The organism is Methylobacillus pratensis, from assembly GCF_054072455.1.
Window position 1 is genome coordinate 162,928 of sequence record NZ_JBSUSR010000003.1, and the last position, 26,575, is coordinate 189,502.

Genomic DNA, 26,575 nt, shown 5'->3' on the forward strand with positions numbered 1-26,575 from the left:
GGTTTTACTGGCCGAGTGCTGGTGTCCAGCGGAAACGCTCGGAAGCCATGTTCCAGTCCTCCGAGCTCAGGGTATCCACCTGCAACGCCTTCGGCAATTTGGATTGATCCAGACGCATGCGCAGGCCGGCCTGGTAGCTCTCGCCCTTTTTCAGCATGCCGCCGTCAATCACCTGCCAGTTGCGCAGGTGGGAAATTTCCTCCTTGGCTTCCTGGATGCTGGCGAAAGAGAGCTGGTGGCCGTCGCGGTTCACCAGATACTGGCGGGACAAGGCGTGGTAGCTCAAGGATACCTTGCTGGTCAGGCTGACGATCTCATCGTCGAACCAGTAGCGGCGGGGCGAGACAAGCTGGAACTCCACCAGGAAGTTCAACGGCATGCCTTTGCTGACGGCTTCTTCCAATGCTGGGCTGAGGACGAGGCCAAAATCCGCATCCAGCAAGTAAGCGCCCTCCTCGGAAGCGACCAGCTCTGCGGAGTCGATTGACAGGCTGCTTTGGGTGGCAATCGCCTGATAGCTGAAAAAAGCCAGCAGTAAAAGGAACAGCCTAAACTTTCTGCAGTAAAGCGTAAAAGAAGCCGTCATGTTCTGTACCGGGGAGTAATTGTCCTTGGTTTAATTGTAATGTGATGTGCTTGTAGGGCACCAGGCGTGCATCGGGCTGAGCTTGCAGAAACCGCGAGACCTGTTGTTGGTTTTCCTCGTGGAATACCGAGCACGTGACGTAAAGCAATTTACCACCCTTTGCCAGCAGCCGCCACAAGCCCTGCAATATCACGCGCTGCTGTTCGGCAAATGCCGCAATGTCCTGCTCCCGCCGCAGCCATTTGATATCCACATGGCGGCGCACGATGCCCGAGGCGGTACAGGGCACATCAGCCAGGATGCGGTCGTACGGCACGCCGTCCCACCAGGCATCCGGGGTGCTGGCATCGCCTTGCACCAGGTTGGCAGGCAGGCCCAGGCGATCGAGGTTCTGCCTGACGCGCTGCAGGCGCTGGGCGTCATTGTCCATGGCCGTCATCTGCACGTCCGCCAGTTCCAGTACATGGCCGGTCTTGCCGCCAGGCGCGCAACAGGCGTCCAGCACCCGCATGCCATCGGCCACATCCAGTTCCAGCGCGGCGAACTGGGCGCCCCAGTCCTGCACCGACGCCCGGCCTGCATCGAAATCCGGCAGGCGGCCGACTGGCACGGCATGCTTCAGCATGATGGCCTGCTCGTCCAAGGCATGGCCATCCAGGCCCGCTGTCTGCAAACTTTCCAGGTAGCCTTCCGCATCGCCGTGACGGCGGTTCACGCGCAAGGTCATGGGCGGATGCTGGTTGCCTGCTTCCAGCATGGTTTGCCAATGTTCAGGGTATTGTTGCCGGAGCTTGTTGATCCACCATTGCGGATAGGAATATCGGGTAGTTTCGTTATTGGCGAGCCGCTGTTCCAGAGTATCGCGTTGGCGCAGGAAGTTGCGCAGCACGGCGTTGACCAGTCCCTTGGCCCAGGCCTTCCTGGTTTTCGCGGCGGCGAGCACGGCCTGGTTGACCACGGTATGCGCGCCGACCTTGTCATAGACAAGCTGGTACAGGCTGACTAATAGCAAATGATGGACGAAGGCGTCGCTCAAGGGCTTTTGCAGCAATTGCTGCAGCAAGGCTTCGAGCCGCGCATAGAAACGCAGCGTGCCGTAGGCTAGGTCCTGGCTCGTGGCACGCTGCTGCGGCGTAATGTCGCGATGGTGCTGGAACAACGTTTCCAGCACGACGGATAGGTTGCGTCCATCAAGCACTTGCCCGACGGCTTGCGCGGCAAGCTGCTGCGAGACCTGCACGGGTCAGGCAGCCATCGCCATGAGGCGCTTGATGCGTTCCTCGGTTTGCGGATGGGTGCTGAACAAGCCCTTGATGCCGTCTGTCGAAAGCGGGTTGATGATCATCATTTGCGCAGTCTCGGGGTGCTGCTCGGCAGTTTCCAGCGGAATCTTGTGCGCGTAGTTGTGTATTTTCTGCAACGCCGCGGCGAGCGCGGTAGGGTCGTTGCAGATGGCCGCGCCGGCACGGTCTGCCTCGAACTCGCGCGCACGCGAGATCGCCATCTGGATCAGCATGGCCGCGATCGGCGCCACGATCATGATCAGCAGCGCGACAGCCGGATGCACATTGCGGTCACGGCCGTGCGCGAACAGCATGCCGAATTGCGCAATTGAGGAAATGGCGCCGGCAATGGTGGCGGAAATGGTCGATATGAGCGTATCGCGGTGCTTGACGTGTGCGAGCTCGTGCGCCATGACGCCGCGCAGCTCGCGCTGGGTGAGGATGCGCATGATGCCGGTGGTCGCCGCTACCGCGGCGTTTTCGGGGTTACGCCCAGTCGCGAAGGCGTTGGGCTGGTTCTCGTCGATAATGTAGACCTTGGGCATGGGCAGCTCGGCGTTCTGCGCCAGCTCGCGCACCATGTTGTAGAACTCGGGAGCTGTATTGGCATCGACCTCGCGCGCGTTGTACATCTTGAGCACGGCCTTGTCGGAGAACCAGTAGGCATAGACGTTCATGGCGCCCGCCAGCAGCAGGGCGATCATCATGCCGCTCGCGCCGCCAAGCGCTGCGCCTATCGAGCCGAACAGGACGACGATCCCCGCCATGAGGATGGAAGTCTTTAGCCAGTTTCCTACCATTGTTGAACCACTCCATTTTGAATTCATTACGTGCGGCATATGGCCGCAATCTGTCGCTCTTGTTTCCCCAATTAGATAGTGGTCAATGGGAAAAATTCAAGCGGACGGACAGCTTTTTTGCCGATGAGGCAGTGCGCAGGATTGATGGCGTCAGCCGCCGAGCTTGTCGCCCGGATTGAGCGGGTTGCCCGCGAGGAAATCCCTTGCCTTCAGGCGCTTGCCGCCGGGCAGTTGCAGTTCCTCGATTCTTAACAGGCCCTGGCCGCATCCCACGAGGATGCCGTCGTCCAGCGACACGATGGCGCCCGGCTCCGCAGCGCCGGCCACCGCCTGTGCCATCCAGATGCGGCAGGTTTCGCCCTTCAATGTACTTTGCGCGACAGGAAATGGGTTGAAGGCGCGCACTTGTCGTGACAATTCCTCTGCGCTCTTACGCCAGTCGATGGCGGCCTCCGTCTTCTGCAGCTTTTCCGCATAAGTGACGAGCGCTTCGTCCTGAGGCTCGGTTTCCAGCTTGCCTTCCTGTGCGAGTCTGTCCATGGCCTGCAGCATGAGTTCGGCGCCTATTTGCGCGAGTCCGTCATGCAAGGTTTGGGCGGTATCCTGCTCGGTGATGGGCAGCGCACCGCGCAAGATCATCGCGCCTGCATCCAGCGCCGGCACGACTTCCATGATGGTGACGCCGGTTTCCTTATCCCCGGCGAGCAGGGAGCGCTGGATGGGGGCGGCGCCGCGCCAGCGCGGCAATAACGATGCGTGGATGTTGTAGCAGCCGTGGCGCGGCATATTGAGCACGGCGGTCGGGATGATGAGCCCGTAGGCTGCCACCACGAGGGCGTCGGCGTTCTCTTCTGCTATCCTGGCCTGTACGGCTTCATCCTTGAGCGTTTCCGGTTGAAATAACGCAATACCGTGCTCCAGCGCGAGGCTTTTGACCGGGCTGGGCTTCAGTTTCATGCCTCGGCCTGCCGGACGGTCGGGCTGGGTCAGAACCAGACTGACTTCATGGGATGACTGAATGAGGGCTGCCAGCGCTGGCACTGCGAATTCCGGAGTTCCGGCATAGATGATTTTCATGGAGGGTCGATCAGGCGCGCTCGCGCTGGCGTTTCTTGAGTTTGTTCTTGATGCGGTTCTGCTTGAGCCCGGACAGGTATTCGACAAACACCTTGCCCAGCAGGTGGTCTATCTCGTGCTGGATGCATACCGCCAGCAAGCCCTCCGCTTGCAGTGTGAACGGTTTGCCATGTTCGTCCAGGGCTTCCACAGTGACTTCTGCCGCGCGCGTCACGGTTTCGTAGAAGCCGGGCACGGACAGGCAGCCCTCTTCGTAATCCTGGCTGCCGCATTTGGTGAGGATCTTGGGGTTGATGAACACCTGCAGCGCGGACTTGTCCTCGGACAGGTCCATGACGATCACCTGCTTGTGCACGTCGACCTGGGTTGCAGCCAGGCCGATGCCAGGCGCGTCGTACATGGTCTCGGCCATGTCGCGCACCAGTTGTCTGATGTCGTCATTCACTTCTTCCACTGGGGCTGCCACTTTGTGCAGGCGCGGATCGGGGTAGGTCAGGATGTCTAGAATTGCCATAGAACGCTTGCTTGATTAATAGATTGAATGCAGAATCCAGTGCAAGTTACAGAATATTAAATGAATCCTTACGCCTGCCGTTAAGATATACATTATGTATAAACACATTATAACGCTGCTCATGCTTTGTTGCCCGATTTTGCCTGTCATGGCGGACGAGGTAAAGCTGCAAGCCAATCATCCTGATCGCTATGTTGTCGTCAAAGGCGATACCTTATGGGGCATTTCGGGGCGTTTCCTCAAGGACCCCTGGCAGTGGCCGCAGGTATGGAAAATGAACCGCGAGCAGATCAAGAACCCGCACTTGATCTATCCCGGCGACGTCGTGGTGCTCGATGTGAGCAGCGGTTCGCCGGAATTGCGCCTGTTGCGCGAGACGGTGGCCAACCCCGAGGTCAGCCTGTCGCCCGGCATCCGCAGCGAAAAGCTCGAAGCCGAGGCGATTCCGGCCATTTCACCCAGCGTCATCGCGCCTTTCCTCAGCCAGCCGCTGATTATCGAGAATGACGGGCTCAAAAATGCGCCAAGCATAGTCGCGGGGCCGGAGAATCGCGTGGTGCTGAGCCCCGGTTCGCGCGTCTATGTCGACAAGATTGCGGAAGGGGGAGGCACGCTGTGGAATATCTACCGCACAGGCAAGACTTACATCGACCCCGAGACCAAGGCCGTGCTCGGCACGGAGGCGATCTATCTGGGCGACGCCAGGATCACCAAGTATGGCGAGCCTGCCAGCGGCGACATCGTCAGCGCCAAGGAGGAAATTTTTGCCAACGATAAATTGGTGGCCGCGCCTGAGAGCCTGCAAACCAACTTCGTGCCGCAGGCGCCGGAAGCCGATGTCAAGGGACGCATCCTTTCCATCTATGGCGGAGTGGCAGAAGCCGGGCGCAACACCATCATCGCCATCAGCAAGGGAAGCGACGACGGGCTGGAGCAAGGGCATGTGCTCGCCATCAACCGCAACGGCCGGGTGATCAAGAACCCGAAATACGACAAGAAGAACAAGGAGTCGAAAGAGCCAGAGAACATCAAGCTGCCCAACGAACGTATCGGGCTGGCCATGGTGTTCCGCACTTTCGACAAGATTTCCTACGCCCTCATCATGCAGGCCACCGAACCAGTCAATGTGCTGGATGTGGTGGAGAAGCCATAGGCGGCACCAGCCATGAAGAAGCCGGGCTATGGGTCAGCCTGAGCCTGGTGCCTGGCCTCGGCAGCCAGGCGTTGTGCCAATTGCTGGCGGCCTTCGGCTCCCCCGAACAAATCTACAGCGCCAGCAGGCAACGCCTGCGCGACATTGTGCCGGACGCCGTCGCGAACACTATCGCGAGCGGCCCCGATCCCGAGCAACAGGCTGTCATGTCTGCCTGGCTGCAGCAGCCAGGAAACCATTTGGTGACTCTCGCGGACGCATGCTATCCGCAATCCCTGCTCGATATTCCCAACCCTCCGCCGCTACTTTATGCAAAAGGTCGGTCGGAGCTGCTCAATACGCCGTCGATCGCGGTAGTGGGCAGCCGCAACGCCAGCCCGCAAGGGGAAAAGAACGCCGAGGAATTTGCGGCTGCCTTGAGCAGGCAGGGCTTGTGCATTGTCAGCGGCATGGCCTTGGGCATCGATGGCGCCGCGCATAAAGGCGCCTTGCAGGCCGGCGGCGCTACGGTCGCAGTCGTGGGCACCGGCCTGGATATCGTCTATCCCGCAAGGCATCGCGCGCTGGCGCACCAGATTGCCGAGCAAGGTCTGATCATTTCGGAGTTTGCGTTGGGGACGCCTTCCCGCGCGCAGAATTTCCCGCGCCGCAACCGCATCATCAGCGGCCTCAGCCAGGGCTGCCTGGTGGTCGAGGCCAGCTTGCAGAGCGGCTCGCTGATCACGGCGCGGCTTGCGGCGGAGCAGGGGCGCGAAGTGTTCGCGATTCCCGGCTCCATCCATTCCCCGCATGCCAAGGGGTGCCATCAGCTCATCAAGCAGGGAGCGAAACTGGTGGAAAGCATGCGGGATATCCTCGACGAGATGAAGGTTCCTCCACCTTCCCTCCCTGTTCCTCCGGTCGTTGAGCAGCCCTTGGAAGATGGGCATGATCCGTTGCTGGAGGCGCTGGGATACGATCCGGCCAGCCTGGATACGCTGGTTGCAAGAAGCGGCTTGACGACCGAGCGCCTTTCGGCCATGCTGTTGGTGCTGGAGTTGGAAGGTAAGGTAACCTCTCTACCGGGAGGGCGTTTCCAGCGCATCGCCTAATTCTGTGAACAATATCAACACAACGTCATGGCGATTCTCAAGATCTGCCAAGTGATTGGATATATCACAGGGTCACCCGGGTCATTTTGATTGGGGAATGTATGTTCGAAGTCCTGGTGTATATGTTTGAAAACTACTTTGAGTCAGATATCCATCCCGACCACGAAACACTTTCTAAGGAATTATTCGCAGCAGGCTTTGACCAGGAAGACATCAATGGCGCTTTTGATTGGTACAGCGCGTTGGAATCGATGTCTGAAGGCGATGAGGCGCAGCTAGGCACAGCCGGGTTGCGGATCTACAGCGACGCCGAGACCAAGAAGCTAAGCGCCGACAGCCTGAGCTTCATGATGTTTCTCGAGCAGGCCAAGGTATTGACGCCAGCCCAACGTGAACTGGTGATCGACCGGGCGATGGCATTGTCGCAGCCCGAAATCGGCCTGGAGGAGACGCGCTGGATCGTATTGATGGCGTTGTGGAACCAGGACAAGGCAAGCGATTACCTGTTTGTCGAGGACGCCATGTTCAACGACAACCGTCCTACCTTGCACTAAGGCAGTATCTACCTATCTTGAATCCGGAGGCTGTCCGGCCTCCGGCAAATCTTTTTATTTCTCCCCTGCGCCCAGTTGCTCAAGAATGGAACTGATGGTGCCGGCCTGGTTCAGCGTGTAGAAATGCAGCCCAGGTGCGCCACCGGCAAGCAGTTGTTCGCATAGGTCCTCGACCACTTCGGTGCCGAAAGCGCGCAATGAGGCGAGATCGTCGCCGTAGTCCTGCAATCTCAACCTCAGCCAGCGCGGGATTTCCGCGCCGCAGACGCTGGAAAAGCGCGCGAGCTGGGTGAAGTTGTAGATCGGCATGATGCCCGGCACGATCGGGATGTCCACGCCTGATTTCTCGCACTGATCCACGAAGCGGAAATAGGCATCCGCATTGTAGAAATATTGCGTGATGGCGGTATCGGCGCCCGCATCCACTTTTTGCTTGAAATGCCTGAGGTCCGCGCTGGGCGATGAGGATTCCGGGTGGAACTCGGGGTAGGCCGCCACCTCGATCTGGAACCAGTCGCCGGTCTCTTCGCGGATGAAGGCCACCAGTTCGCTGGCGTAGCGGAAGTCTCCGGCGCTGACTTCGCCCGAGGGAATATCCCCGCGCAATGCCACCAAGCGCTTGATGCCTTGCTGCTTGTATTGCTCGAGCAAGGCGCGGATTTCCGCCTTGTCGGCTGAAATGCAGGACAGGTGCGGCGCGCCTTCGTATCCAGCCTGCTGGATATCGATCACGGTTTCCAGGGTGCGGTCGCGCGTGGAGCCGCCGGCGCCGAAGGTGACGGAGAAGAACTTGGGGTTGAAGGCGGCAAGCTGGTCGCGTGCTGCGCGCAGCTTGGCCATGCCTTCTGCCGTTTTAGGCGGGAAGAACTCGAAACTGATGGTAGGGGCAGTTTTCATTTAAAAACCATGCGAATGCGTTGTTAATAGTGGGACTTGGAATGGCGAACAAAACTCAGCGAAGCAATCCTGGCTAGGCGCCCTGCCGCAGGCGGTACAAGTAGTACGGCAAGGCAGGGCAACGCCAGGAGAGTTTGGTTGGCCGTTCTTAATCCTTGGTGCCCAGTATCAGGGAGATGAGCGCCCATGAAATCAGGCTGTAGAGCACTGCGCCCAGGATGCCGCCCAGCAACGTCTGCACTTCGAAACCGCTCAGTATGTTGCCGACGAAAAGGAACAGCAGGCCGTTGATGACAAGCAGGAACAAGCCCAGCGTCAGCACGGTGACAGGCAGTGTCAGGACGACCAAGATGGGCCGGATCAGCAAATTGACCAAGCCGATCACTGCGGCGGCGATCAAGGCGCTGCCCAGGCCTGATACGTGGATGGACGGAATAAGGTAAGCCACTGCAAGCAGGGCCAGGGCGTTGAGCAACCACACGATCAAGAGTTTCATATTGCTATTCTCCTTGAGTATGCCCGGTGCTGCTGGGCTAGTTGAGCGAAAAACGTGCAGTGCCCGGCATGGAGCCGGGCGTCGTACTTAGTAGCGGTAGTGGTCTGGCTTGAACGGGCCATGCTTGGCCACACCGATATAGGCAGCCTGCTCATCGGTCAGGGTGGTCAATTGGGCATTCAGCTTCCTCAATTGCAGTAACGCCACCTTTTCGTCCAGATGCTTGGGCAGAGTATAAACGCCTACCGGATACTTGGCAGTATTGGTGAACAGTTCGATCTGGGCAATTGTCTGGTTGGCGAACGAGGAGCTCATGACATAACTAGGGTGGCCGGTGGCGCAACCCAGGTTGACCAGCCGGCCCTGTGCCAGCAGGATGATGCGCTTGCCGTCAGGGAAGATGACGTGGTCGACCTGTGGCTTGATTTCCTCCCACTGGTATTTCTCGATCGAGGCAACGTCGATTTCGTTGTCGAAGTGGCCGATGTTGCAGACGATCGCCTGGTCCTTCATCTTGAGCATGTGGTCATGCGTGATGACATGGTAGTTGCCGGTGGCGGTCACGAAAATATCGCCGTGTTCGGCGGCATAATCCATGGTGACGACGCGATAGCCTTCCATGGCTGCCTGCAGGGCGCAGATCGGGTCGATCTCGGTCACCCATACCTGGGCGGACAAGGCGCGCAATGCCTGGGCGGAGCCCTTGCCTACATCGCCATAGCCCGCGACCACGGCAATCTTGCCGGCCACCATCACGTCGGTGGCGCGTTTGATGCCGTCGACCAGGGATTCGCGGCAGCCGTACAGGTTGTCGAACTTGGACTTGGTGACGGAATCATTGACGTTGATGGCGGGGAAGGCCAGCTTGCCTTCCTTGTGCATCTGGTAGAGGCGGTGCACGCCGGTGGTGGTTTCCTCTGTGACGCCGAGAATCTTGGACAAGCGTGTGGAATACCATGTCTTGTCTTGCTTGAGCTTGGCCTTGATGGCGTTGAACAGGCTGGTTTCTTCCTCGCTGGCTGGGTGGTTGAGGATGGTCGCATCCGCCTCTGCACGCGTGCCGAGATGCAGCAGCAATGTCGCATCGCCGCCGTCGTCCAGAATCATGTTGCTGTAGCCGCCATCCGCCCATTCGAAAATACGGTGGGTATAGTCCCAGTATTCGTCCAGGGTTTCACCCTTGACCGCAAACACCGGGATATCCTGCGCTGCAATGGCGGCGGCGGCGTGATCCTGCGTGGAGTAGATGTTGCAGGAAGCCCAACGCACTTCCGCGCCGAGGTCGCGCAGGGTCTCGATCAGCACGGCGGTCTGGATGGTCATGTGCAGGGAGCCGGTGATGCGCGCGCCGCGCAAGGGCTTGGTCGCCGCGTATTCTTCGCGGATCGCCATCAGGCCCGGCATTTCGGTCTCGGCAATCGCAATTTCCTTGCGGCCCCATTCAGCCAGCTTGATATCGGCAATAACGTAATCTTGGGTATTAGCCACAGTATTCATCCTTCAAAACGTTAAACAACGCGACACTGTCGTGTCCATATGGAATGTGTGACCAGTGGGAGAGGCGAGGCAGGAATTCGCGCGTTTCACCATCTCATGACCGGTACGTGTCAATCTGGTGAACGCCGTTTGCGCAGCTTGCGCTGCGGTACCGAGCCTGGGGATGAATATCCTTGCAACGTTCCTCGGTAGAGGCGCCATTATAGTGGCTTTATCGTGTTTCTGTCACTGTCGGGGATCAAGGGTGGCGGATGCCGTTGCTCCAGAGCAGGTTGAAGTCCGGGAATTTCCAGTCTTCAGGATCTTCGATGGCGATGATGCTTTCATTGGAACCGGGTTGGGCAAGGTTGAGGACCTCGGGCCTGAGGTGCGTGCCGGATTTCGTGGAGAAGAATACCTTGACCTTGGGTTTGAGCAGTAAGGCAGGGTTGTTGTCGACGACGACGCCGAGCCGTCCGGAACCCAGCCGCACCAGCGAGCCGATCGGGTAGATGCCCAGGCTTTTGACAAACGCCTGGAAAATCCTCTGGTCGAGGTGGTCGTTGGTCCATTCCGCCATATGGCGCAATGCATCCGCTGGCTGCCAGCCTTTGTGGTAGATCCGGTCCGAAGTAACGGCATCATAGATGTCGCAGATAGCGCCCATGCGGGCATACAGGCTGATCCTGTCTCCAGATAGCTGGTGCGGGTAGCCGTTGCCGGCGATTTTCTCGTGGTGGTGCAGGCAGACGTCCATCACGATGGGATGTATGTCGGCAGAGGCCGCCAGCAAGGCGTAACCTGCCTCCGGGTGGTGCTTGACCGTGTCGAACTCTTCGTCCGTGAGTCTGCCAGGCTTGTTGATGATGCTCATTGGGATGTCCATTTTGCCGATGTCGTGCAGCAGCCCTGCAAGGCCGCAGATTCGCACTTCTTCTTCATCCATTTCCAGCTGCATCGCCAGGACGATCATGAGCCCGCAGACGGCAACCGAGTGCATATAGGTGTAATCGTCGTAGGTTTTCAGGCGGGCCAGGCTGATGAGCGCGCCAGGATTGCGGCTTACCGATGAAGATATGTCGGTGACCAGCGAGGCTGCCTGCCGGCTGTCCACGGCGCGGCCCAGCCGGGCTTCGTGGAACATGTCCTTGACCTCGCGGTTTGCCCGCGTACAAATGCGGGCAGCCTGCTCGAGTTCTTCCGCGATCTCAATCTTGGTCGAGTGAGATGCTACGGGCGGTAAAGGAGGTGCAGGGGCCTGCACGGACGGGGCGGAGGCGACATCGGCACCCTTGTCGGTATCGATGACTACCTGCTTGACGCCGCTAGTGACGAGTTTGTCTATCTCCGATTGTTCGGTGATATGGAAGGCGCTGCGCCAGAAGGGATGGTTGATCCAGGATATATCGAGCTTGTGTACGAACATGCCAATGCGAAGCTGGCCGACAGGGATTTTCTTCAGCATACCTGTGCCAGCTTACATGGCGATTGAGCAGCCTCTCGATTAGAGGCCTGCTGCCGCACGCAGTTCGGCGGCCTTGTCAGCCGCTTCCCAGGTGAACTCGGGCTCGTCGCGGCCAAAGTGGCCATAGGCTGCAGTCTTGGAGTAGATGGGACGCAGCAAGTCCAGCGCTTTGACGATGCCCTTGGGACGCAGGTCGAAGTGATCCAGCACCAGCTGGGTCAGCACCTCGTTCGATACCTTGCCCGTGCCGTAGGTTTCCACCATGACGCTGGTGGGCTTGGCGACGCCGATGGCATAGGAAACCTGCACCAGGCAGCGCGAAGCCAGGCCTGCAGCGACGATGTTCTTGGCGACGTAGCGTCCGGCATAGGCGGCAGAACGGTCGACCTTGGATGGGTCCTTGCCTGAGAACGCACCGCCGCCGTGGGGTGCGGCACCGCCGTAGGTGTCGACAATGATCTTGCGTCCGGTCAGGCCGCAATCGCCTTGCGGGCCACCGATCACGAAGCGGCCGGTCGGGTTGACCAGGAACTTGATGTCTCCCTTGATCAGTTCCTGCGGCAGGGTGGGCTTGATAATGTCCTCGATCACGCCTTCGCGCACCTGGTCCAGGCTGATGTCGGGCGCGTGCTGCGTGGAAATCAGCACGGTATCGATCTTGTGCGGCTTGCCGTCGACATACTGGATGGTGACCTGGCTCTTGGCGTCAGGGCGCAGCCAAGGCAGGCGGCCGTCCTTGCGCAACTGAGACTGGCGCTCCACCAGGCGGTGCGATAGCCAGATAGGCAGCGGCATCAATTGCGGGGTTTCGTCGCAGGCATAGCCGAACATCAGACCCTGGTCGCCGGCACCCTGGTCCAGCGGGTCATCGTTGGCGTTGTCGACGCCCTGGGCAATGTCCGGGGATTGCTTGTCATAGGCGACCAGCACGGCGCAGCTCTTGTGGTCGATGCCGTAGTCAGCGTTGTCGTAGCCGATGCGCTTGATGGTGTCGCGCGCGATCTTGATGTAATCGACATTGGCAGTTGTCGTGATTTCGCCTGCCAGCACGACCAAGCCGGTGTTGGTCAAAGTTTCCGCTGCCACGCGCGCAGTAGGATCCTGCTCGAGAATCGCATCCAGAATGCTGTCCGAAACCTGATCGGCGACCTTGTCGGGATGGCCTTCGGAAACGGATTCGGATGTAAATAGGTATTCGCTCATGAGCTCCTGCCAAATCAATTATGCAAAAGGTTGTTAGAATAGCAAAATCATGGTGTTTCAAAAAGAAGTACATGCTTAAAGCATTATTACGCGTTCTGGCAATGCTGCCGTTGCCCATCATCAACGGGGTGGGCGTGCTGACCGGGTGGGGACTTTATTTCTTTTCCCAGAAGGTGTTGCGCCGCACGCGCAAGAATCTCAACGTGGCCGGTATCGCACCATCGTCGGAAGAGTATCGCAGGCTGGTGAAGCGCAGCGTCCTGGAAACCGGCAAGGGCTTGATCGAGACGTTTGCCATCTGGTTCCGCCCGCAGGAAAAGGTGTTGCCCTGGGTCAGGGCGTGCCATGGCTGGGAGCATGTGGAAGCCGCGCGTGCGCAGGGGCAAGGCATCATTTTCCTCACTCCCCACCTCGGCTGTTATGAAATTACCGCTCTCTATTACGCGGCGCGTCACCCGATCACCGTCCTATACCGGCCGGCGCGCCAGCAGTGGCTGGCCCCCTTGATCGACGAGGGGCGCAACCGCAGCCAGATCAAGCAGGCGCCGACCAGCTTGAGCGGAGTGCGCAGCTTGCTCAGGGCCTTGAAGCAGGGCGAGGCCATCGGCATATTGCCCGACCAGGTGCCTGAATTCGGCGAGGGCGTCTGGGCGGATTTCTTCGGCACGCCGGCATATACCATGACCCTGGTGGGCAAGCTGGCAGAAACCGCGGGTGCCCGCGTGCTGCTTGCGTTCGGAGAGCGCTTGCCGTGGGGGAAGGGTTATGTCATTCATATCCGTCCGCTCGAACTGGAGCCTACGCCCGACAATATCAATCAGGGCATAGAGCAGTTGGTCAGGCTATGCCCCGAGCAGTATCTCTGGAGCTATCGTAGGTTCAAGCGGCCCAAGCCGCACGGCAAGCCGCGCGAAGCATAAGGCAACATAACCGGATTTCACGTACGCTGGCGATTGCCTAGAATAGGTGAATCGCCGTTATTTTAAGGCAGGATATGAAACTTAGTTTTACCAAGATGCAGGGCATAGGCAACGATTTCATCGTCATCGACGGCTACAGCCAGCCGGTCAGCCTGGATGCGGAAACGATCCGCCGCCTTGCCGATCGCCATTTCGGCGTGGGTTTCGACCAGCTGCTGCTGGTGGAGCGTCCCACCATAGAGGGCGTCGATTTCCGCTACCGCATATTCAATGCCGATGGCGGCGAGGTGGAGCAATGCGGCAACGGTGCGCGCTGCTTCGTGCGTTTCGTGCACGACAAGGCCCTGACCAGCAAGCGTGAAATCCGGGTGCAGACGGCACGCGGCATCATCCTGCCCAAGCTGGAGGACAACGGCCTGGTGACGGTGAATATGGGCGAGCCGCGTTTCGAGCCGCAAGAAGTGCCGTTCATTGCCGACCGGGAAGCGGTGACTTACCCGTTGGAAGTCGCAAGCCAGACGCTGGACATTTCCGCGGTTTCCATGGGCAACCCGCACGCCGTGACCGTGGTCGGCGATGTCGATACGGCGCCGGTGGAGAGCCTGGGACCTTTGCTAGAGCGTCACGAACGCTTCCCGCAGCGGGTCAACGCAGGATTCATGCAGGTCGTGGACAGTCATCATATCCGCCTGCGCGTATTCGAGCGCGGCAGCGGCGAGACCCTTGCGTGCGGGACCGGGGCATGCGCAGCCGTGGTGAGCGGGATCAGGCGCGGCTTGCTGCAGTCTCCGGTCAGGGTCGCCACCCGGGGCGGCGAGTTGAGCATCGCCTGGGACGGAGGCCGGCAGCCGGTCTGGATGACAGGCCCTGCTGAAACTGTATTCGAGGGCAGCATCGATATTTAGAGCGGCTGGCAAAGCCTAAGCAATCCTGGTCCGGCGCCTTTTCGCACGCAATACAATGGGTATTGCTGCATGATGCCGTGAGCAGGAACCGGCTCAGCCGCGTTTACCCGCCAGCAATGGCGATTGAAGGAGTCAGCATGGAAGCACAAGACCAGAACAACGAACAGCAGGCAACGGAATACCAGGTAACGAGCTACCTGCGCGCTCATCCGCAGTTCTTCGAGCAGCATACCAGCTTGCTTGCCGAGCTCTACCTCCCAAGCCCGCACGGCCAGGGGACGATTTCCCTCGCCGAACGCCAGCAATTGGCGCAGCGCGACCGCATCCGCGTGCTGGATGCCAAGCTTGCGCAACTGGTGAAGTACGGCGAGGAAAACGACGCGATCGGCGAAAAGGTGCACCGGCTGAGTCTGGGCCTGCTGGCGACGGAGCGCCTGGAGGTGCTGGTCAGCCTGCTGGAGCACAGCCTGCGCGAGGATTTCCAGGTGCCGCACGTGAGCTTGCGGCTGTGGGCGCAGCCGCGTGACGGCGGCAACGGCAGCCTGCCCGCTTTCGCCAGTTTCGACCAGGAGCTGCAGCGTTGGGCGCAGGGACTGGCGACGCCTTACTGCGGCAGCCGGCCCGGCATGCCGTTGCAGGGATGGTTTGGCGTAGAGGCGAGGCCGGCTTCCTTTGCCGTCATGGCGCTCAAGGCCGAGCAGGTGTTCGGCGTGCTGGCCCTGGCAAGCGATGACGAAAAACGCTTCTATCCCGATATGGGCACGCTCTACCTCAAGCGCATCGGCGAACTGGTCAGTGCCGCCCTGTTGCGGCATATCACTGCGTAAAGCCGGTGCCGTGCAAAGCATGGACGAGCTGCAGCGTTATCTGGAGTATCTGCAATTCGAGCGGGGTTTGAGCCCGCTCACCGTAAAGCATTACCAGCGCGACCTGCAATTGTTGTTCGACCTCAAGTCCGGGTTGGCGCTGGATGCGCTGCAGCCGTCCCATATCCGCCGCTTCATTGCCACGCTCCATGGGCGGGGCCTGAGCGGCAAAACGATTGCGCGCCACCTTTCAGGCTGGCGCGGCTTCTTCGATTACCTGGTCAAACGCCTTGGCGCAAGCTGCAACCCCTGCCATGACATGCGCGCACCTAAATCCCCCAAGTCCCTACCCAAGGCATTGGCGATCGACCAGGCGGTGCAATTGGTGGATATGGAGAGTGAAGACACACTCTCGGTGCGGGACAAGGCCATCCTGGAGCTGTTCTATTCCTCCGGCCTGCGGCTTTCCGAGGTGACCGGGCTGAATATCGAGGACCTGAACCTGCATGAAGGGACGGTGAAGGTGCTGGGCAAGGGGAGGAAGTCGCGCATCGTGCCCATGGGCCGTCATGCCATCCAGGCCATGCAGGATTGGCTGGCGGTGCGTCAGCCTGCAGTATCAAGCAATGAACAGGCGGTTTTTCTCAACCGCAACGGGCAACGCATCAGCGGCCGGTCCGTCCAGTATCGCATCAAGCAATGGGCGCTCAAGCGCGGCATCAGCAGCAATGTGCACCCGCACATGCTGCGCCACAGCTTTGCGAGCCATGTGCTGCAATCCAGCGGCGACCTGCGCGCGGTACAGGAAATGCTGGGCCATGCCAATATCAGCACTACCCAGGTGTATACCCACCTGGATTTCCAGCATCTAGCCAAGGTATATGATGCGGCGCACCCGCGGGCGCGCAAAAAAGGTTAGCTCAGCTCGCAAAACTTTCTTGACGTGTTGTTCTTCCTTGCCGTCATGCCTGCACTGCCTGCGGTAAGGTATCTCGCCAGGGACGTTTCACTGAATTTTGTCAGCAGCTTTTGAGTAGTGCTAGGGAAATCAAGCGTTATCGCCTGCCTGCCAGTGTCCCGACTTGCCGCCCAGCTTCTCCAGCAGGCGGATTTCGCTGATGGTCATGCCCCTGTCCACCGCCTTGCACATGTCGTAAATCGTCAGCAAGGCGATGCTGGCCGCGGTGAGCGCCTCCATTTCCACGCCGGTGCGGCCGACGGTTTCCGCCGTCACCTGGCAATGCACGGCATTCGCGGCGCCATCGATGCTGAACTCCACGCCGACCCGGGTAAGCGGGATCGGGTGGCAGAGCGGAATCAATTCCGCCGTGCGCTTGGAGCCTTGTATCGCGGCGATGCGGGCAATGCCCAGCACGTCGCCTTTTTTGGCGTCGCCAGCGGTAATGATGGCGAGGGTGGCCGGTTGCATGCGGATGCTGCCATGCGCAATGGCAACACGCCTGGTTTCGGCTTTGTCGCCGACATCGACCATATGGGCCTGGCCGCCGGCATCGAAATGGGTAAGCTTGCTCATGCGGTTTCCTGCGTTGTGGCCGGCGGATTCATGGTCCGGCGCTAGTGAACTTGGTGCTTGAGGTTGCTATCATAGCAATGATGAAAGCGCTTTATCCAATCGTATTCCTCGCAGGCTTCGCGCCAATTGCCCTTGCAGACGGCTTGCCCGAGCTTGGCGACTATTCCGCCACTGTCATGTCGCCGCTCGACGAGCAGCGCATTGCCGATGAGATCATGCGTGACGTCTATGCCAGCAGCCAGGTGCTGGAAGACCCGGAAGTCAATGACTACATCGATGCCCTCGGCCACCGTCTCGCAGCCAGCGGCCCGGACAAATACCAGCGCTTCAATTTCTTCGTGGTCAAGGACAACAGCATCAACGCGTTCGCCATGCCCGGCGGCGTGATCGGCGTGCATACCGGATTGCTGCTTGCCGCCAGGAACGAATCGGAAGTCGCCGGGGTGCTCGGCCACGAGATTGGGCACGTGGTGCAGCGCCACCTTGCGCGCATGCTGGCCAAGCAGAAGAACGATTCCGTCATCAGCATGGCGACCATGGCGTTGGCGCTGCTCGCTGCGCGCAGCAATCCGCAATTGACCGGTGGTGCGCTGACTGCCGCGACTGCTGGGTCTATCCAGAAGCAGATCGACTATACGCGCGAACACGAGCGCGAGGCGGACCGCGTCGGTTTGCAGATCATGGCGGATGCGGGCTTCGATACCCGCGCCATGCCGTCTTTCTTTGAAACGCTGCAAAAAGGCACGCGGTTCTCGGAAGGCAGCGCACCGGCATTTTTGCGCACCCACCCGCTGACGGTGGAGCGGATTGCCGACGTGCGCAACCGTGTGGAGCAAGGCAGTTTCCGTGCGGTGCAGGAAAGCCCGGAGTTCTATTTCGTCAAGGCCAAGCTACTTGCGAACATCGGCACTGCGGACAGCGCCATCAATATTTTCCGCATCAACCTGCAGGAAAAACGCTATGCCAGCGACGCCGCGGAACATTACGGCATCGCGCTGGCGATGCTGCGCAAGAACGACCTTGCCGGCGCGCGTGAGGAAGTTGCCTGGCTGCGCAAGAATGCCGTCCCGAACGCCATGATAGAGACCGTGGCAACCAAGGTGGCCGTGGCAGGGCAAACACCTGTGGTGACGGAGCAGCGCTATCTTGAGGCGCTGGGTAGCTATCCCGACCACCGTGCGTTGATTTATGGCTATGCCGAGCACTTGCTGGGTTCCAGGCAATCGGAAAAACTGCTGCAACTGATCGCGGACAAGCAGGACCAGTTTCCCGACGACCCTTATTTCTACGAATTGAAAGCGCGCGTCTACAGCATGCAGGGCAAGTCCCTGCTCATGCACCAGGCGCAGGGCGAGGCTTATGCGCGGCGCTATAACCTGCGCGGCGCCGTAGAGCAGATGGACCTGGCGGCGAAAGCGACGGACGGCGACTTTTACGAAAAATCCATTGTCGAGGCGCGCCTCAACCAGCTGCGGTTGCAGCTCGACGACAAGAGGCCGAATTGATGAAGCCATTGGCCAAAACCGGGCGGCGCCCGCTGTTGCAGTGGCTGGCGGCTTGTATGCTGATGCCGTGGCAGGCAGTGGCCGCCAGCTGGGGCCGTCCAGTCATGGAAGCTGGGCATGCCGAGACCGGCTCGCAAGCGTCGGATCAGTTGGTCAGCAGCGGGCAGGATGAGATCGAGATCGTGGCGCCGGCTTCGGCCGAAGACGGCGCCAGCATACAAGTGGAAATTATGAGCCGGCTGCCAGGCACGGAAGCCATTGCATTGTTTGCCGAGAAGGACGCTGTGTCATTGCTTGCCAACTTCACCTTCAGCCATGGGGCGCAGCCTTATGTCGTCACGCGCATCCGGCTTGCGCAGAGCCAGTCCATCGAGGCGGTGGTCAAGGCCAATGGCAGGTACTACAAGGCCAGCAGGCATATTACAGTGGTGAATGCGGGAGCGATGGATGACGTTCGCGGTTAGTAGTACCGACATGCGGGCACGGCTCAGGCATGGCGTGGCCGAAGTCACGCTCTCGCTGCTTCATCCCATGGAGAGCGGTCATAGGCTGGACGGAGCGGGCCGCGCGGTTTCCGCGCATTTCATCCAGCTGGTGCAGGTCAGCCACAACGGACGGCAGGTGCTGGAAGCGCAATGGGGTACAGGCATTGCCAGCGACCCGCAATTGGTTTTTTACGTGGCGGATGCGAAAGCGGGCGATACCGTGAGCGTGGAATGGCATGACAACAAGGGCCACAGCGGCCGTCATGCCATTACGCTTGCCTAGCGCGAGCCTGAGAGCCTGTTCACGATTTTTTCATAGGGCACGCATGGCGCCAACATGCGTCCGGTCAAGGCGCAGTCCGCAGGTAATGCTCATTGCCTTGCCAAGGACTGCAACGCAGAGCGGGCGTGTGTTGGGGCCATGCCCTCCGGGTTGCCCCGGCAGCGTAGCCGCTGCTGCGTTGCAAATCCTCGCCGGGCAATCAGCACGGCTTCGGTTTGCGCCTTGCTTCGACTACACTGCCGGGGCAACGTGCCTTATGAAAAAATCGTGAACAGGCTCTGCTGCCGAGGCTAAGGCGTGATCGCCACCTTCATCACGCCGTCACGCTGGTTGGCAAACAGGTCATACGCATCTTCGATCTCGCTGAGCTTGAAGCGGTGGGTCACCAACTGGCTCAAGTCTGCGCGGCCGGAGCCGACCGCATCCATCAGCCTGCGCATGCGCTCCTTACCGCCAGGGCAGAGGGTGGACACGATCGTGAATTCACCGAGGCCGGCACCAAACGCGTCTAGTGGCAGCTTGAGGTCAGAGGAATAGACGCCCAGGCTGGACAATGTACCGCCTGGACGCAGCACGCGCAGGCAGGATTCGAACGTCTGTTGCACGCCCAGCGCCTCGATCGCGACGTCCACACCGCGTCCGTCAGTCAGCTTGAGGATTTCCTGAACCGGGTCGTGGGTCTTGAAGTTGACGACATGGTCCGCGCCCAGCGCGCGGGCGATGTTGAGGCGCTCGGGAATGGAGTCCACGCCGATGATCTTGGTGGCGCCCAGCAGTTTGGCGCCTGCGACAGCGGAGAGGCCTATCGGCCCCAGCGCGAACACGACCACGGTATCGCCAATCTTGATATTGCCGCGCTCGGCGCCAGAGAATCCCGTCGACATGATGTCGGGGCACATCAGTACTTGCTCGTCGCTGAGATGGTCGGGAATCGGGCTCAGGTTGGCCATGGCGTCCGGCACGCGCAGGTATTCCGCCTGGCTGCCGTCTATGGTGTTGCCGAATTTCCATCCGCCCGCCACCTTGAAGCCGTGCGGGGTGTCCGGGCCATCCTGGGCGCCGATGCCGCACAGGCAGGCATTGGAGTACCCGCTGGGCGTGATTGCGCCTGCGATGACGCGCTGGCCCACCTTGAAGCCGTGTACTTCCGAGCCCAGTTTTTCAATGATGCCGACAGGCTCGTGGCCGACGGTCAGGCCTGCCGCAACCGGGTATTCGCCCTTGAGGATGTGCACGTCCGTGCCGCAGATGGTCGTAGTGGTGATGCGGATCAAGGCGTCCAGCGGGCCGATTTCAGGGACGGGCTTGTCGCGTAATTCTATTTTGCCGGGGGAGACGAAAACAGCAGCTTTCATGGTAGCCATGGGAATACTCCTTTTTCAATAAGGGTTATTGCTATGGTAGCAAACTTCCAGCCCGCCTTATAGCCGCATCAAGTGGGTCAGCAGGTTTTTCTGGTTGGTGAAGGTGATGTCGTACATGCTGGTGAGGCCTTGCGCATGCTCGTCCGGCAGGTCGGCGATACAGAGCAGGAACTGCGATTTCTGCAGTCCCAGGCTTTTCTTGAGCAAGCGGTATTTCTCGATATAGGGCTTGTAATCCCCGGTCTTGCATTCGATGCAGATCGGCGTTTTCTGTTCCAGCAGCAAAAATACGTCCAGCTCGTGCACATCGGCATTGGGCAGGGTGATCTTGGCATTGCGCGCGCAGGAGAACGGCAGGTTGCGCTTGTCGGCAAACTCCAGCGCCTGCATCAGGGCATACCATTCCAGCCAGATGCCGCTGAAGAATTGGCGAATGACGGGGGACGGCTGCAGGATCAGGCGCAGGCTTTTCTCGCTTTTCTGCTGTACCAGGCGGCTGAGGAAGGAATAGTCATGCAGCTGCTTGCAAAAACGCGTGATGCGGCTAATCTCGTCGGGCTTGCGGTTTTCCAGCTTGATGGTGGTGCCGTTGTAGTTTTCCTTGTAGGCATGGCATATCTGCGCAATCAGGGGACGCAAGGTGGCGTAATCCCCGGCAATGGCATTGGCGACCTCATCAAAGAAGCCGGTGGTGTCCACGGCCTTGGGATTGATATCGACCGAGATTTTCTTGCGCTCGAACCATGCCAGGATGGGTTGCGACTGGCTGGGGCTGGACAGCATTTCCGTGTTGGAGAAGTCATGGGGCGTTTGTGCGCCAGCCTCTGTTGCATCAGCCTCTGCGGTTTGCCCGTCCTGCAAGCGTTTGACGGTTTGGTGGAGGGCGAAATATTTGTCCAGTAGCTTGCCGACGAAAAAGGTGGTATCCCATACCTTGTTGCGGTGCTGGCACTTGGGGCAGGCAGCATCATGTCCGACCAGGCTGGCGTCGAGCTCTTCGATAAAATTGCAACGACTGCAGCGGAAGATGGCCATGAGGAGCTTTCCTATTGGTTGGTGGAGACTTGCAGCAATTGCTTCAGCAGGGGCAGGGTCACGGCCCGCTTGTCGGTGAGCGACCACTCGTCCAGGGCGTCGATGGTCGCGATCAGGCTGGGCATGTCGCGGCGCAGGTGGCGCAGGCAGTAGTCCAGCACTTCGTCGGGCAGCTTCATGCCGCGCGCTTCGGCGTGGTTCTTCAATGCCTGGGTTTTTTCCTCGTCGCTGAGGGGATGCAGCTGGTAGCTCAGCCCCCAGGCCAGCCGGGTGGCAAGGTCGTCGCGCAACCCCATCTGCCCCGGCGCCGCAATCCCGCTCACCACCAGCCTGCCGCCGGACTCGCGCAACTGGTTGTAGAGGTCGAACAAGGCTACCTGGTCGTCATCGGAGAGCAAATGCACGTCGTCGACGCAGATCATGTCGAGGCCGGAGGCGCTGGCGAGCGCGTTGCAGGCCTGGATCAAATGGGTCTTGCCGCAGCCGGTTTCCCCCCAGAGGTAGATGAAGCGCGCATCATCGTTTTCAAGCACCGTGCGCCTTAACTGGAACAGCGCCTCGGCATTGCGGCCAGTCACGAAGTTGTCCAGGCTGGGCGCTGCGGGCGGCTGGATATCGAGCAGTAGTTGTTTCAATATGAATTCACTTGCGAACTAATGTTGGCAGGGCGGCATTGCCGCATCATGTTTCTGCCGTGGTCTTTATTATCGTTTGCGCACTATTATCAGGTAAAATTATGCGTTGATTATCTAAATTTATCCTGTGGAAAGCGAGAACTCAACTTGAATTCTGAAAAAACCTCGATTAGCTATCGCGATGCCGGTGTGGACATTGAGGCCGGGGACGCCCTGGTTGAGAGAATCAAGCCATTCGCAAAACGTACCATGCGTCCCGAGGTGCTCGGTGGCATCGGCGGTTTCGGCTCCCTGTTCGAAGTGCCGAAGAAGTTCAAGAATCCGGTATTGGTGTCAGGCACCGACGGCGTCGGCACCAAGCTCAAGCTGGCTTTCCAGCTCAACAAGCACGATACGGTAGGGATAGACCTGGTCGCCATGAGCGTCAACGACATCTTGGTGCAGGGGGCCGAGCCCTTGTTCTTCCTCGACTATTTCGCCTGCGGCAAGCTGGATGTCGATACGGCGGCGCAAGTGGTGCAAGGGATTGCCGCGGGTTGCGAGCAATCCGGTTGTGCATTGGTAGGCGGCGAGACCGCGGAAATGCCCGGCATGTACCCGGCTGGCGAGTATGACCTCGCGGGGTTCGTCGTCGGGGCTGCCGACAAGGATGCGCTGATCGACGGTTCCACCATCGCCGAGGGGGACGTAGTGCTTGGGCTGGCTTCCAACGGCGCGCACTCCAACGGCTACTCGCTGGTGCGCAAGCTGCTCGATCTTTCCGGCGTCGACCTGGATAGCGATTTCTACGGCCGTCCTTTCCGCGACGTGGTCATGGCGCCCACGCGCATCTATGTGAAGCCCATCCTCAAGCTGCTGCAGGCAATCAAGGTCAAGGGCATGGCGCATATCACCGGCGGCGGCATTACCGAGAACGTGCCGCGCGTATTGCCCGAAGGGCTGACCGCCGAGGTGCGCCAGGGCAGCTGGGAGATTCCCCCGCTGTTTTCCTGGTTGCAGGAGCAAGGCAATGTCACGGACCAGGAAATGTACCGGACTTTCAACTGCGGCATCGGCATGGTGGTGATCGTGTCGGCGCAGGACGCTGTTGCTGCCCAGGCGCTGTTGTCGGCCGAGGGCGAGCAGGTGTGGGAGATCGGGCGCATCCGTGCGCAGGGAGCGGGCGAAGCGCCGACCGTGGTCGTATGAAGAACTAAAGCAATATTCTGTTGCCAACAGAATGTTTGCCTGCACTTGAACGATCCTTCAGGTCAAAGTGCTGATCCAGGGCGGTGCAATGCATCGCCCTTCATGTTCCAGGAGGCCTTATGTCCATATCCCGCATCCGTACCCTGAGCCTATTGCTGCTTTGCGTGAGCAACCTGGCAGTGGCCGCGCCCAAGCAGGTGAAGCTCACCTATGAAGCCACGCGCAACGGCCAGCCATTTGCGACGGTGAGCGAAACCTACCGTCAGGAAGGCAGCCGTTACCGTATCGAAAGCGTGACCAAGGGGATAGGCGTCTATGCATTGTTCGGCGAGCGCAAATTGACCAGCGAGGGCGAAGTGACGGCGCAGGGATTGAAGCCGGAGCATTTCGAGCTGCACCAGGGCGACAATGAAAAGCGCTCCTTGTATACCGATTTCGACTGGGCGGGCAACCAGCTCAAGATGAAGGTCAAGGGCAAGCTTAATACCGTGCCGCTCGAGGCCGGGGCGCAGGATATCAGCAGCTTTATCTACCAGTTCATGTTCGCGCCTCCTTCCGGCAGCGAGGTTAAGCTGCCCGTGACGACAGGCAAGAAGCTGCGCACCTATCATTACCATATCGACGCCAAGGATGAATCGCTGGAGGTCGGCGCGGGCAAGTTCAAGGTCATGCACTTGAGCGAAGCGGTATCTGACGAAGACGGCAAGGAGTTGTGGCTCGCGGTCGAGCAACATTACCTGCCTGTGAAGCTCATGATGGTGGACGACAAAGGCAGCAAAATAGAGCAGGTGCTCACGAGCATTAATGTGGAGTAGCGTTTTCAGCAATACTTTCATCAAGCGCCTGCCTGCCGGGCTGGCGCTGGCAGTGTCGCTTTCACTGCTTTTCCACCTAATGATCCTGGGAAGCGAATACTGGCAGCTTCCCAGCCTGGATTTTGCCAAGCCGGATAACGCCAAATCAACCGACCAGGTGCAGCAGGTGCACCTGCAAGCCGCCCCGGTTGCCGAGTTGCCACCAGTGCCCAAGCCTAAGGCGAGGCGTGAGAGAAAAAAGGCTCAGCCTGAACCGGTGGCACCGGCAGCTAGTGCCGAAGAGCCCGTATCGGCGCAGGAGCCGCCGGCTGAGCTGCCGGCGGTCGGCATGGCAGAGGAAGGCACCCAGGAGGGTGGCACTGCGATAGATGCGGCCGGGCCCGAGGCGTTGGAGCCGCCGGTTGCAGAGGCCGGAATGGCCGATGCAGTGGAGACGGAGGCGCACGAATTGCCAGCGTTCACCTACGTCGATACCGAGTTCGTGGTGTTGCGCGGCGAGAATGGCAGCAAGATCGGCGCGACCAAGGTCAGCTACCGCATGCATGAGGACGGCCGTTATGAGCTGACCAGCACCACCGAGGCCAAGGGCCTGGCAGCCTTGGTGGTGTCGGGCAAGCTGTTGCAGCAGAGCGAGGGCCGGGTCACCACGGACGGCCTGCAACCGGATTATTTCTCTTACCAGTACGGCAAGGGGGACAACAAGAAACAGCAGTCGCGGTTTGACTGGGAGCAACGCAAAGTTACCCTGGAAACGGTGAAAGGCGTAAAAACCGTTGATTTGCCTGAAGGGTCGCAGGACCTGCTCAGCTTTATGTACCAGTTCATCTTCCTGCCGCCGCTGGAGCAGATGACCTTGCATATCAGCAACGGCAAGAAGCTTAGCGAGTACAGTTACGGTTTCGAGGGGGAGGAAACCCTGGAAACCGAGTTTGGCGCGGTGCGTACCTGGCATATTGCCAGGACCGGGGAAGGCAGCGAAAAGACAGAATTGTGGCTGGCGGTGGATTATCACTACTTGCCGGTTAAAATGCGCAAGACGGAAGAGGATGGCAGCGTGATCGAGCAGCTTGCCACCCGGATATCGACAGATTTATTGAAGTGAGTGTATGAACCAGAACATATTGAGGTTTGCCGCCATCGCCCTGGCGGATGTATTGGGCAACCCCGGCCCGGCGGATGCCAAGCTGGGCAAGTTTTTCCGCGATCACCGCGAGCTTGGCAACAAGGAGCGCGCCTGGATTGCCGAGGCGGTCTACGGCGTTCTGCGCCGCAGGTCGTTTCTGGCCTACCTGGCCGGCAATGAAGACCCGCGCCGCCTGCTGGTGGCGTGGCTGGTGCGCGTGCAGGGCAACAGCCTGCGCGAGCTGGACGAGCTGCTGAACCAGCAGCAGAAGGAATGGGCGCACGAGATCAAGGCCAAGTCGACTGAGGGCTTGAGTCCCGCGATCCAGGCCGACTTGCCCGAATGGCTGTGGCAGCGGCTGGAGTCGCAATATGGCGCGGAAGAGGCTTTGGCGATTGCGCGCAGCATGCACAAGGCCGCCAGCCTTGATTTGCGGGTCAACCTGGTCAAGAGCAACCGCGAAGAGGTGCTGGCGCGTTTTGCCAGCGAGAAGGCCGGGGCGGAAGCGACGCCGTATTCCCCGACCGGCATCCGCCTGCCGCAGCGCATGTCCATCAACCGCCACCCGTTCTTCACCGACGGCAAGATCGAGGTGCAGGACGAAGGCAGCCAGCTGCTGGCTTTGCTGGTGGCGCCCCGGCGCGGCGAGATGATCGCGGATTTCTGCGCGGGCGCGGGCGGTAAATCCCTGGCGCTGGGCGCACTGATGCGCAACACCGGCAGACTGTACGCTTTCGACGTGTCGGAGAAGCGCCTGCACAATCTTGGCCAGCGCCTCAAGCGCTCCGGCCTGTCCAACCTGCACAGCCAGGTCATCAGCAGCGAGAGCGACCCCAAGCTCAAGCGCCTCAACGGCAAGTTCAACCGCGTGCTGGTGGATGCGCCTTGCAGCGGGCTGGGCACCTTGCGCCGCAACCCCGACCTCAAATGGAAACAGACCCCCGGCGACGTCACGGAGCTGACTGCCAAGCAAACGGCGATCCTGGCCAGGGCGGCCAAGCTCGTGAAGGCGGGAGGCCGGCTGATTTATGCCACATGCAGCCTGTTGGCGGAGGAAAACGAACAGGTGGCGGAAGCATTCCTGGCCGCGCATCCGCAGTTCACATTGGTCAATGCGGCAGAAATCCTTGCACAGCAGCAGGTTGAACTGGATACTGGGACCTATCTGAAATTGCTGCCGCACCAACATGAGACCGACGGTTTCTTTGCTGCGGTGTTCGAACTCACCGCATAAGAACCTGTGCAAAAACTTTTTATGAGATACGTTGACCTGTCAAGGCAGTCGAAGCAAGGCGCAAACCACGCGTATGCGGATTGTCGCCGTGCTGATTGCCCGGCGAGGATTCGCGACGCAGAGCGGGCGCATCTTGAAGTCATGCGTA

General features: G+C 59.8%; 28 protein-coding genes and 1 riboswitch. Of the genes, 14 read left to right on the forward strand and 14 right to left on the reverse strand.

All coding sequences use genetic code 11. From position 1 onward, the window contains the following. Window positions 1-4: 4 nt before the first annotated feature. The 5 genes from ACW4YW_RS08160 to def form a co-directional block, all read right to left on the reverse strand. Window positions 5-586, reverse strand: a complete 582-nt coding sequence (locus ACW4YW_RS08160) for a DUF4390 domain-containing protein (protein ID WP_407997631.1) — start codon at window positions 584-586, stop codon at window positions 5-7. Continuing rightward, the gene (gene rsmB, locus ACW4YW_RS08165) at window positions 549-1,826 is read right to left on the reverse strand and encodes a 16S rRNA (cytosine(967)-C(5))-methyltransferase RsmB (RefSeq protein ID WP_457137129.1); all 1,278 of its coding nucleotides are present in this window, start codon (window positions 1,824-1,826) and stop codon (window positions 549-551) included. The genes ACW4YW_RS08160 and rsmB overlap by 38 nt, the downstream gene beginning before the upstream one ends. A gap of 3 nt (window positions 1,827-1,829) precedes the next feature. Next, entirely contained in the window at window positions 1,830-2,669 is an 840-nt protein-coding gene (gene htpX / locus ACW4YW_RS08170; protein WP_457137130.1) for a zinc metalloprotease HtpX, read from the reverse strand. Between the two features lie 150 nt (window positions 2,670-2,819). Continuing rightward, complete coding sequence (gene fmt / locus ACW4YW_RS08175; protein WP_457137131.1) at window positions 2,820-3,746, reverse strand: methionyl-tRNA formyltransferase; 927 nt, start codon at window positions 3,744-3,746, stop codon at window positions 2,820-2,822. Between the two features lie 10 nt (window positions 3,747-3,756). After that, on the reverse strand, window positions 3,757-4,260 hold the full coding sequence (gene def, locus ACW4YW_RS08180; RefSeq protein WP_457137132.1) for a peptide deformylase: 504 nt from the start codon (window positions 4,258-4,260) through the stop codon (window positions 3,757-3,759). A 94-nt stretch (window positions 4,261-4,354) separates the two neighbouring features. Here def and ACW4YW_RS08185 point away from each other — a divergent pair, with 94 nt between their 5' ends. The 3 genes from ACW4YW_RS08185 to ACW4YW_RS08195 all read left to right on the forward strand — a co-directional run bounded on the left by ACW4YW_RS08185 (window position 4,355) and on the right by ACW4YW_RS08195 (window position 7,058). Further along, window positions 4,355-5,413: a LysM peptidoglycan-binding domain-containing protein gene (locus ACW4YW_RS08185; protein WP_457137133.1), complete on the forward strand. Its 1,059-nt coding sequence runs from the start codon at window positions 4,355-4,357 to the stop codon at window positions 5,411-5,413. Between the two features lie 47 nt (window positions 5,414-5,460). Beyond that, on the forward strand, window positions 5,461-6,504 hold the full coding sequence (gene dprA / locus ACW4YW_RS08190) for a DNA-processing protein DprA (protein WP_457137134.1): 1,044 nt from the start codon (window positions 5,461-5,463) through the stop codon (window positions 6,502-6,504). Between the two features lie 101 nt (window positions 6,505-6,605). After that, window positions 6,606-7,058: a DUF494 family protein gene (locus ACW4YW_RS08195; RefSeq protein WP_457137135.1), complete on the forward strand. Its 453-nt coding sequence runs from the start codon at window positions 6,606-6,608 to the stop codon at window positions 7,056-7,058. A gap of 54 nt (window positions 7,059-7,112) precedes the next feature. Here ACW4YW_RS08195 and metF read toward each other — a convergent pair whose 3' ends face one another. From metF to metK, 5 genes are all read right to left on the reverse strand, one after another. Next, the gene (metF, locus tag ACW4YW_RS08200) at window positions 7,113-7,955 is read right to left on the reverse strand and encodes a methylenetetrahydrofolate reductase [NAD(P)H] (RefSeq protein WP_457137136.1); all 843 of its coding nucleotides are present in this window, start codon (window positions 7,953-7,955) and stop codon (window positions 7,113-7,115) included. Window positions 7,956-8,103: 148 nt separating this feature from the next. Continuing rightward, entirely contained in the window at window positions 8,104-8,451 is a 348-nt protein-coding gene (locus ACW4YW_RS08205; protein WP_457137137.1) for a phage holin family protein, read from the reverse strand. A gap of 87 nt (window positions 8,452-8,538) precedes the next feature. After that, on the reverse strand, window positions 8,539-9,948 hold the full coding sequence (gene ahcY / locus ACW4YW_RS08210; RefSeq protein ID WP_407994515.1) for an adenosylhomocysteinase: 1,410 nt from the start codon (window positions 9,946-9,948) through the stop codon (window positions 8,539-8,541). 113 nt (window positions 9,949-10,061) lie between these two features. Beyond that, window positions 10,062-10,141, reverse strand: a riboswitch (S-adenosyl-L-homocysteine riboswitch). A 45-nt stretch (window positions 10,142-10,186) separates the two neighbouring features. Further along, complete coding sequence (locus tag ACW4YW_RS08215) at window positions 10,187-11,392, reverse strand: HD-GYP domain-containing protein (RefSeq protein ID WP_457137138.1); 1,206 nt, start codon at window positions 11,390-11,392, stop codon at window positions 10,187-10,189. A 39-nt stretch (window positions 11,393-11,431) separates the two neighbouring features. Continuing rightward, window positions 11,432-12,595 carry a methionine adenosyltransferase gene (gene metK / locus ACW4YW_RS08220; RefSeq protein ID WP_457137139.1) on the reverse strand — a complete coding sequence of 388 codons (1,164 nt, stop codon included), beginning with the start codon at window positions 12,593-12,595 and terminating at the stop codon, window positions 11,432-11,434. A gap of 71 nt (window positions 12,596-12,666) precedes the next feature. Between metK and ACW4YW_RS08225 the strand changes: the two genes are divergently transcribed. The 4 genes from ACW4YW_RS08225 (at window position 12,667) to xerC (ending at window position 16,145) form a co-directional block, all read left to right on the forward strand. After that, window positions 12,667-13,515, forward strand: coding sequence for a lysophospholipid acyltransferase family protein (locus ACW4YW_RS08225; RefSeq protein WP_457137140.1), 849 nt, complete (start codon window positions 12,667-12,669; stop codon window positions 13,513-13,515). Window positions 13,516-13,589: 74 nt separating this feature from the next. Further along, entirely contained in the window at window positions 13,590-14,420 is an 831-nt protein-coding gene (gene dapF, locus ACW4YW_RS08230; RefSeq protein WP_457137141.1) for a diaminopimelate epimerase, read from the forward strand. A gap of 137 nt (window positions 14,421-14,557) precedes the next feature. Further along, window positions 14,558-15,247 carry a DUF484 family protein gene (locus ACW4YW_RS08235; RefSeq protein ID WP_457137142.1) on the forward strand — a complete coding sequence of 230 codons (690 nt, stop codon included), beginning with the start codon at window positions 14,558-14,560 and terminating at the stop codon, window positions 15,245-15,247. 19 nt (window positions 15,248-15,266) lie between these two features. Beyond that, on the forward strand, window positions 15,267-16,145 hold the full coding sequence (xerC, locus tag ACW4YW_RS08240) for a tyrosine recombinase XerC (RefSeq protein WP_457137304.1): 879 nt from the start codon (window positions 15,267-15,269) through the stop codon (window positions 16,143-16,145). A 129-nt stretch (window positions 16,146-16,274) separates the two neighbouring features. Here xerC and moaC read toward each other — a convergent pair whose 3' ends face one another. Continuing rightward, window positions 16,275-16,760 carry a cyclic pyranopterin monophosphate synthase MoaC gene (moaC, locus tag ACW4YW_RS08245; protein WP_457137143.1) on the reverse strand — a complete coding sequence of 162 codons (486 nt, stop codon included), beginning with the start codon at window positions 16,758-16,760 and terminating at the stop codon, window positions 16,275-16,277. Between the two features lie 77 nt (window positions 16,761-16,837). Here moaC and ACW4YW_RS08250 point away from each other — a divergent pair, with 77 nt between their 5' ends. Genes ACW4YW_RS08250 through soxZ form a run of 3 tightly spaced genes read left to right on the forward strand, consistent with a single transcriptional unit; the run spans window position 16,838 to window position 19,033 of the window. Continuing rightward, complete coding sequence (locus ACW4YW_RS08250) at window positions 16,838-18,265, forward strand: M48 family metallopeptidase (RefSeq protein ID WP_457137144.1); 1,428 nt, start codon at window positions 16,838-16,840, stop codon at window positions 18,263-18,265. Further along, window positions 18,265-18,729, forward strand: coding sequence for a thiosulfate oxidation carrier protein SoxY (locus ACW4YW_RS08255; RefSeq protein WP_457137305.1), 465 nt, complete (start codon window positions 18,265-18,267; stop codon window positions 18,727-18,729). Before ACW4YW_RS08250 ends, ACW4YW_RS08255 begins: the two co-directional genes overlap by 1 nt. Continuing rightward, entirely contained in the window at window positions 18,713-19,033 is a 321-nt protein-coding gene (gene soxZ, locus ACW4YW_RS08260; RefSeq protein ID WP_457137145.1) for a thiosulfate oxidation carrier complex protein SoxZ, read from the forward strand. Before ACW4YW_RS08255 ends, soxZ begins: the two co-directional genes overlap by 17 nt. A 290-nt stretch (window positions 19,034-19,323) precedes the next feature. Here the strand turns inward: soxZ and ACW4YW_RS08265 are convergent, their stop codons facing one another. Genes ACW4YW_RS08265 through ACW4YW_RS08275 form a run of 3 tightly spaced genes read right to left on the reverse strand, consistent with a single transcriptional unit; the run spans window position 19,324 to window position 22,067 of the window. Continuing rightward, window positions 19,324-20,397: an NAD(P)-dependent alcohol dehydrogenase gene (locus ACW4YW_RS08265; RefSeq protein WP_457137146.1), complete on the reverse strand. Its 1,074-nt coding sequence runs from the start codon at window positions 20,395-20,397 to the stop codon at window positions 19,324-19,326. 57 nt (window positions 20,398-20,454) lie between these two features. After that, on the reverse strand, window positions 20,455-21,432 hold the full coding sequence (locus ACW4YW_RS08270; protein WP_457137147.1) for a hypothetical protein: 978 nt from the start codon (window positions 21,430-21,432) through the stop codon (window positions 20,455-20,457). 11 nt (window positions 21,433-21,443) lie between these two features. Then, entirely contained in the window at window positions 21,444-22,067 is a 624-nt protein-coding gene (locus ACW4YW_RS08275; protein WP_457137148.1) for a DnaA regulatory inactivator Hda, read from the reverse strand. Window positions 22,068-22,214: 147 nt separating this feature from the next. Here ACW4YW_RS08275 and purM point away from each other — a divergent pair, with 147 nt between their 5' ends. From purM to ACW4YW_RS08295, 4 genes are all read left to right on the forward strand, one after another. After that, the gene (gene purM / locus ACW4YW_RS08280; RefSeq protein WP_457137149.1) at window positions 22,215-23,255 is read left to right on the forward strand and encodes a phosphoribosylformylglycinamidine cyclo-ligase; all 1,041 of its coding nucleotides are present in this window, start codon (window positions 22,215-22,217) and stop codon (window positions 23,253-23,255) included. A 119-nt stretch (window positions 23,256-23,374) separates the two neighbouring features. Further along, a complete protein-coding gene (locus ACW4YW_RS08285; RefSeq protein ID WP_457137150.1) occupies window positions 23,375-24,070 on the forward strand; it encodes a DUF3108 domain-containing protein in 696 nt (231 codons plus the stop codon). After that, the gene (locus ACW4YW_RS08290) at window positions 24,060-25,172 is read left to right on the forward strand and encodes a DUF3108 domain-containing protein (RefSeq protein WP_457137151.1); all 1,113 of its coding nucleotides are present in this window, start codon (window positions 24,060-24,062) and stop codon (window positions 25,170-25,172) included. Before ACW4YW_RS08285 ends, ACW4YW_RS08290 begins: the two co-directional genes overlap by 11 nt. Window positions 25,173-25,176: 4 nt before the next feature. Then, on the forward strand, window positions 25,177-26,427 hold the full coding sequence (locus ACW4YW_RS08295; protein ID WP_457137152.1) for an RsmB/NOP family class I SAM-dependent RNA methyltransferase: 1,251 nt from the start codon (window positions 25,177-25,179) through the stop codon (window positions 26,425-26,427). The last annotated feature ends 148 nt before the right edge of the window (window positions 26,428-26,575 follow it).